The organism is Pseudomonas sp. NPDC087697, assembly GCF_044743155.1.
GTDB lineage: Bacteria > Pseudomonadota > Gammaproteobacteria > Pseudomonadales > Pseudomonadaceae > Aquipseudomonas.
This window is the reverse complement of record NZ_JBIUVW010000081.1, coordinates 1-6,873: the sequence shown is the minus strand read 5'-3', so window position 1 is coordinate 6,873 and position 6,873 is coordinate 1. Positions and strand designations below refer to the sequence as shown.

Sequence of the window (6,873 nt, the reverse complement as noted above, 5' to 3'; positions counted from 1 at the left end):
CCTGCCGCCTGCGCTGTTTGAGCAGCAAGCGGCCTAATGCTCCTACAGAGCGGTTCAAAAAAACTGAACCACAACACCGCAGGCTGCGATCTTTTCACAAGCGACTCAACTCTTGTTGTCAACCCGCGCCTGACTGTTACTCCAGTCGATCAACAGGCTGTACGCTACGGCCAACAAGGTCGGACCGATAAAAAGCCCGATAAACCCAAAAGCGATCAACCCGCCAAACACCCCAAGCAGCACGATCACCAGCGGCAGGTTGCCGCCACGGCTGATCAGGTAGGGTTTGAGCACGTTGTCGACACCGCTGATGATGAACGTGCCCCAAATGCCGAGGAACACCGCCAGGCCATACTCGCCCTTCCAGGCCAGCCAGGCAGTAGCCGGGATCCATACCAGCGGCGGGCCCATGGGAATCAGGCTGAGCAGGAAGGTGACGATACCCAGCACCAACGCGCCGGGCACACCGGCAATCAGGAAGCCGATCAGCGCCAGGATCGCTTGGGCGGCGGCAGTGCCGATGACCCCGTTGACCACCCGTTGCACCGTTCCGGCCACCAGTTCGATGTAGTAACCGGCACGCTCGCCGATCAGCCGCTCCAGCAGACGATGAACGAACATCGCCAGCCGTGGGCCGTCCCGATAGAAAAAGAACACGAAAACGATGCTCAAGGTCAGCTCGAGAATACCGCCGCCGATCTGCGCACTGCGCGCCAGCAACCAGTTGCCGACCTGCCCCAGATAGGGTTTGACCGCCAGCATCAGCGCCGCGCCTTGCTGATCAATGCTGTTCCAGAGTCCTACCAGTCGCTCACCCACCACGGGAATCCCGGCCAGCCACACCGGAGCTTCCGGCAAACCTTCAACCTGCACGTCTTTGATGAACGCCGTGGCATCGCGCACATGATCGGCCAGGTTAAAACCGAGCCACACCAACGGTACTGCCACCAGCAGCATCCAGCCCAGGGTCAGCACCGCCGCCGCGAGGGATTCGCGACCGTTGAGCCAGCGGGTCAGCAAGCGCATCAGCGGCCAGCTGGCGAACGCCAGCACCGCGCCCCAGAACAGCGCCGACCAAAAAGGCGCCATCACCCAGAAGCTGGCACCGAACAACACCAGGAGCAGGATCTGCACCAACAGTCGATCGTTATTGAGCATGAAAAATCTCGAGCAAAGTCAACCAACAAAGAGTAGGCGAACGGCCAATGACACGTTCGCCAGGGGGAAAAACCTAGCGCAGGAACTCGATGTGCAGACCGGTTGCTGGCACGTTGCCAAGCTCCATCCGTGCTGCACGCACGCCCTGCCCGACCAGCGCCTGGCGCCAGGCCTCGGCGTTGATTCCGGAAACGCTGACGCGCAAGGTGGTATCGAGGTTCAAGCCACGCGACAGCAACGTCAGCCAAACCGCTTGCGGATCGCCCGTCAGATGCGGCAGATCCAGCACGCCGGTGTCCTTGAGTTGGCGCAACAGGGTCGCCGAAGTCGGCAACAACTCGCCCAGTGGCGTACTGGCCTCAAATTGCTCGACATGCAGATAGGCTTTTCGATTGCCACGAGTGATGCTGTAAAGCGCCACCAGCGAGTTATCCTGCGGTGCCGCGAGTCGCAGCAGCAGATAAGCCTGTTGATCGTCGGCGCCATAGAGTTTTGCGTTGCCGAACACTTGATTGGCCCACAGGCTGCTTTCGCCGCAATCGCGGGCCTGGCACCAGAACAACAGCTCGGCGCCCTGTTTCTGCAAGGCTTCGCGAGCAGCGGTGAAGGCCTCGGTGGACGAATGCTCCGGCGGTAACTCGTAAGTCACTGACGTAGCTTGTCCACGGGCACTGACCTGACCATCAAAACGCAGTTGTCCACTGATTTTGCGGATCGACCCCATCGGATAGATCCGTTCAAGCTCAGCCGCCGGGCGATAGTCGACGATCTGCGCATCGGCCAGACGCGGCACCAGTGGCAAATCGTGACTTCCAGGTACATCGGCGGCAAACACCAGCGAACTGAAACACCCCAACCCCAACAAACTGATTAAACGCATGCTTTTCAACCTTGAAGGCACTCTCATCGGATCAGCATGGCCTGGGCGCCTTTGACCACATCGGCATCGTCGGTACGCGGCGGAACCTGCAAACCACGCTGCACCGCAGGACGAGCCTCCATCGCGGCCATCCAGCGTTGCAAGGCGGGTAAACCGTCGACCGAAACGCCGGACCATTCATGGCCACGGACCCACGGATAAGTGGCGATGTCAGCGATGCTGTATTCATCGGCCAGGTACTCGACAGTTTCCAGGCGCGTGTTCAGCACTTCATACAAACGCCGGGTTTCATGCTGGTAGCGGTCGATGGCACCCTGGAGTTTTTCCGGGAAATAACGGAAAAACACGTTGGCCTGGCCCTGCATCGGACCAATACCACCCATCTGGAACATCAGCCACTGGATCACCACCGAGCGCCCTTTCGGGTCCTTGGGCAGCAGTTTCCCGCTCAGTTCAGCCAGGTAGATGAGAATCGCGCTAGATTCGAACACGGCGAAGTCACCGTTGGCACGGTCGACAATCGCCGGGATCCGGCCATTGGGATTGATCTTGAGAAACTCTGGAGCCTTTTGTTCCTTCTTGTCGAAACTCAAGGCATGCACCGTATAGGGCATGCCGAGTTCCTCGAGCACGATAGAGACCTTGTGGCCATTCGGGGTCGCAGCGGTGTAGAGATCTATCATGGTTGTCTCCCATTTCAACCCGCCCAGCCTCGACAGTTGCCCGCTGCAAGTCAAGGAACGGCGAAGAACCGATTGAAACAGTCTGCAACAAGGGCGGCGCCGGGCTCGTCATTCAGGTGTAAATGATGGCCGCCGGGCAGCTGTTCACGCCTAAAGGGTAGACGCTCCAGCAATTCTGGATGCTTGGCGAGCATGCCATCGGCAGCGACCACCAATTGTGCAGGACAACTGACTCTCTGAACGAAGGACATCGCCTGCTCATCTGACAGACGCAGTGGAGACGCCAGCGTCAGGCGACTGTCGGTTCGCCAGGTGTAGCCACCCGGCACTGGCATCAAACCTCGCTGCGCGAGTAATTCGGCGGCTTCACGACTGACCGCGACCAGACCTTTCATGCGTGCTTCGATGGCCCGATCCAGGGTGTTGTAAACCGGTTTGCGCTTTTCTTGCAGGTCGAGTTGCGCTTGCAGAGCCATGCCCATGCGTTCCGCGGCGTTGTCGTGCGTGGCGGTAGGCGGAATCACCCCATCGATCAGCGCCAGGTGCGTCACGCGCTCGGGCAGGGCACCGGCGAGTACCACCGAAACGATCGCCCCCATGGAATGGCCCAACAGCGCAAAACGCTTCCACCCCAACTGTTCGGCGACTCTCAGCACGTCGTGGGCGTAATCCCACAATGCATAACCGGCACCCAATGGCCGATGCCCGGAATGCCCGTGGCCAGCCATGTCCAGCGCGACAATTCGCAAGCCTTCAAGCTTCGGCGCCAGGCGCGCAAAGCTGTTGGCGTTGTCCAGCCAGCCATGCAGGGCAATCACCGGCAAGCCATCTTCGGGACCGAACAGGTGCGCGGCCAACTCGATATGCGGCAGGTTCAGGCGGACTTCTTCGACGTTGCTCATGCGCAACTCCGCTCGCTGTGCCCGTCCCAGCGGCTGAACAGGTTTTTCAGCAACGTTGCGGTGTCTTGCGGGCGTTCGAGGGGAAACATGTGGCCACCGGGCATCGTCAGCGACTCGCCTTGCGGCATACGCCCCACGAAACTTGCGTGATGGCGCATGACTACCCGACTTTGCCGGCCACGAACCACCGCCAGCGGTACTTTTAACTGGCGAGGACGGCCCGGACTGGTATGCGGAACGCCACGGTAGATGCTGATCTCGGTGGCCGGATCGAAACGCAAGCGCAGGCGATCACCGACCTTGTGCAGGCCGTGTTGCAAATAGGCATCGAAGCATTCCGGGTCGAAGCCGCGAAACAGGGTTTTACCGGCGAAATAGCTGCGCGCCGACTCCAGATCGGCGAACTCCTCACGGCGCCCCAGGGTGCGGCCGGCCGGAGTCAAACGGTCGATAAAGCCAAAACGCTTGGCCGCGCGGATGACCCATTGATCGGGGCGCGTCAGCACCGGCGAATCCAGCATCACCACGCCGCGATACAGTTCAGGGCAACGCAGGGCCGCGTGCAGGTGCAAGACACCGCCAAAGGAATGACCAACGCCCCACACCGGTTCGGGTTGCAGCTTCAGATGATGGATCAGTTCATCCACCAGGTTGTGCCAGTTATCGTCGGCCGGGAACCGTGGGTCATGAGCGTGCTGCTGCAGATGCGCGACCTGGTACTCCGGCGCCAGCGCGGCAAACAACTTGCCGTAAGTGCCTGAAGGAAAGCCATTGGCATGGGCGAAAAATATCTGCTGCGACATAACGGCGCGTCCATAAGCGAAATCAAGCGTTGATTGTCCGTAAGACGCAAGCTCACAGCAATGACCGTAACTGCCAGGAATGATGACAGTCAGGCCACGGCTATGGGCAATTCAGGATCGGGAGTGCAGTGGTGCCATCAACGTCCCGGCGGCGTTTCACCCAGCGGCACCACCGCCATGGTCAACCGCGACATGCAACTGGCCTTGCCTTCATCACTGCTCAAGCGGATGTCCCAGACGTGCGTGGTGCGGCCGATATGGATCGGCTTGGCCACCGCCGTCACCCGCCCGCTGCGCAGGCCGCGCAAGTGGTTGGCGTTGATTTCCAGGCCCACGCAATAGAATTTGCTGGTGTCGATGCACAGGAAGCTGGCCATGGAACCGACGGTTTCGGCCAAGACCACCGAGGCGCCGCCATGCAGTAAACCGTAGGGCTGATGGGTGCGATGGTCGATGACCATGCTGGCGGTCAGCGACTCGTCATCAAACGCCTCGAAGCGTATATCCAACACTTCGCCGATGGTGTTTTTCTGAATCGCATTCAACTGTTCAATGTTGGGAGCGGTACGCCACAGACTCATCGCTGCATCCTTCGTTGGTTTCAAGTCAGGTCAATCCTGCCACAACACGGCTTCGCTGCGTGCACTCCACTCTTCGAACCGTGCGCCATACGCGGCTTCGATCACGTTGCGCTTGATCTTCAAGGTCGGCGTGAGAAAGCCGTTTTCCACCGCCCAGCTGTCCTTGACCACCACCAGTTGGCGCAGGCGTTCGTGTTTATCAAGGGCGCCGTTAACCTCTTCGAGCAAGCTTTCCAGGCTCGACTGCAAGGCATTGCGCGCCACGCTGGCAGCATCCTGCAATCCCACTGCCGAGAGCACGCAAAGCCCAAGTGGCGCACTCAGACCGTCGCCGACCACACACACCTGCTCGATGCGTGAATGCACCGCCAGACGGTTTTCGATCGGCGCCGGTGCTACGTATTTGCCCTTGCTGGTCTTGAAGATTTCCTTGAGCCGCCCGGTCAGACGCAAGTTGCCTTCGGCGTCTTGCTCACCCTTGTCGCCGGTGCGCAGAAAGCCATCCTCGGTGATCGTCTCAGCGGTTTTCTGCGGTTCCTTGAAATAGCCGAGCATGGTCGCGCCACTGCGCACCAGCACTTCACCCGAGTCCTCGATCCGAACCTCCACCTCCGGACACGGTTTGCCGATCCAGCCAGGTTTGTTCTGGCCCGGCAGGCAAATATGGGAATAACCGCAGCTTTCGGTCATGCCGTAGACCTCAAGCACATCCAGCCCGAGGCGTTTGTACCAGTGCAGCAAGGTCTGCGGCACCGGCGCAGCTCCCGACAAGGCAACCCGCAAGGCATCCAGCCCCAAACCTGCGAGCACCTTGTGCCCGACCCGCTTGCCGATGATCGGCAAGCCAAGAAGGAAATCCAGGCGTTTAGCCGGAATCTTGCTGTACACACCCATCTGAAACCTGGTCCAGATGCGCGGCACGCCGAACAGCGCCGTGGGCCGCGCGCGCTGCAAATCGGTGAGAAACGTGTCGAGGCTTTCGGCAAAAAAAACCGTTTGCCCGGTGTAAATCGACGCCAGCTCGACAAACATCCGTTCGGCGACATGGCACAGCGGCAGGTACGACAACAACCGATCCGACTCATTGAGCCCAAACAACCGAGTGCCGTGAGTAGTGGCGAAACCCAGGGTGCCGAAGCTGTGCATCACGCCTTTGGGCAAACCAGTGGTGCCGGAGGTGTAGATGATCGTCGCCAACTGGTCGGCGCCGGGGCTTGGATCGTCCTGAATCGGTGAGCTGCATTGCAGGTCGGCCCAACTGAAATCGAATTCACCCGCCGGGCACAACGGCAGGCTGATGGTCGGCAGATCGGCTCTGACGCCCCTGGACATGCCCGGCCAATCGTCCAGTTTGCCAATGAACGCCAGCGCGGCTTCCGAGTGTTCGAGCACCTGGGCCACCGAGTCGGCGGTTAGGTTGGGGTACAACGGAACGGAGACATGTCCGGCCATCCAGATCGCCAGGTCGGCAATGATCCAGTGCGCGCAATTCTTCGAGATCAGTGCAATGTGGCTGCCTTGAGGCAGCTCCCGGGCACGCAACCAGTGAGCGGCGCACCGCGCTTGATGGCCGACGTCGGCCCAGGTCAGTGTCTCAACCTGACCACCGCCAATCGGCTGCACCAGAAAACGCTGACGGGGATGGCGAGCTTCACGCTCGTAGAACACTTGCAGCGGCAAACGAAAAGCGGCGGACATGCGATGCGCTCCTTTTTGTTCGGTGTGGCGGCAAGCGTAGTCCAACCAAGCACAATCAAAAGATCGCAGCCTTCGGCAGCTCCTACAGAGGATCGGCGTACACCTGTATCTGTAGATACCGTCTTGAGCCTCACCGGGCAAGCGCAAGTTTCGGGTCAAAGGGTTGAC

The 6,873-nt window shown here is 60.0% G+C and carries 7 protein-coding genes; all 7 read right to left on the bottom strand.

Annotation, left to right across the window (positions count from 1 at the left end; all coding sequences use genetic code 11):
- Window positions 1-105: 105 nt before the first annotated feature.
- Complete coding sequence (locus ACIPIN_RS28620) at window positions 106-1,158, bottom strand: AI-2E family transporter (protein ID WP_401124808.1); 1,053 nt, start codon at window positions 1,156-1,158, stop codon at window positions 106-108.
- A 73-nt stretch (window positions 1,159-1,231) separates the two neighbouring features.
- Window positions 1,232-2,038, bottom strand: a complete 807-nt coding sequence (locus ACIPIN_RS28615) for a DUF4892 domain-containing protein (RefSeq protein ID WP_401124806.1) — start codon at window positions 2,036-2,038, stop codon at window positions 1,232-1,234.
- Window positions 2,039-2,061: 23 nt separating this feature from the next.
- A complete protein-coding gene (locus ACIPIN_RS28610) occupies window positions 2,062-2,721 on the bottom strand; it encodes a glutathione S-transferase family protein (RefSeq protein WP_401124804.1) in 660 nt (219 codons plus the stop codon).
- A gap of 50 nt (window positions 2,722-2,771) precedes the next feature.
- Window positions 2,772-3,623: an alpha/beta fold hydrolase gene (locus ACIPIN_RS28605; RefSeq protein ID WP_401124803.1), complete on the bottom strand. Its 852-nt coding sequence runs from the start codon at window positions 3,621-3,623 to the stop codon at window positions 2,772-2,774.
- Complete coding sequence (locus ACIPIN_RS28600) at window positions 3,620-4,426, bottom strand: alpha/beta fold hydrolase (RefSeq protein WP_401124800.1); 807 nt, start codon at window positions 4,424-4,426, stop codon at window positions 3,620-3,622. The genes ACIPIN_RS28605 and ACIPIN_RS28600 overlap by 4 nt, the downstream gene beginning before the upstream one ends.
- 137 nt (window positions 4,427-4,563) lie before the next feature.
- Window positions 4,564-5,007: a hotdog fold thioesterase gene (locus ACIPIN_RS28595; RefSeq protein WP_401124797.1), complete on the bottom strand. Its 444-nt coding sequence runs from the start codon at window positions 5,005-5,007 to the stop codon at window positions 4,564-4,566.
- Between the two features lie 30 nt (window positions 5,008-5,037).
- Window positions 5,038-6,705: an AMP-binding protein gene (locus ACIPIN_RS28590; protein WP_401124794.1), complete on the bottom strand. Its 1,668-nt coding sequence runs from the start codon at window positions 6,703-6,705 to the stop codon at window positions 5,038-5,040.
- Between the last annotated feature and the right edge of the window lie 168 nt (window positions 6,706-6,873).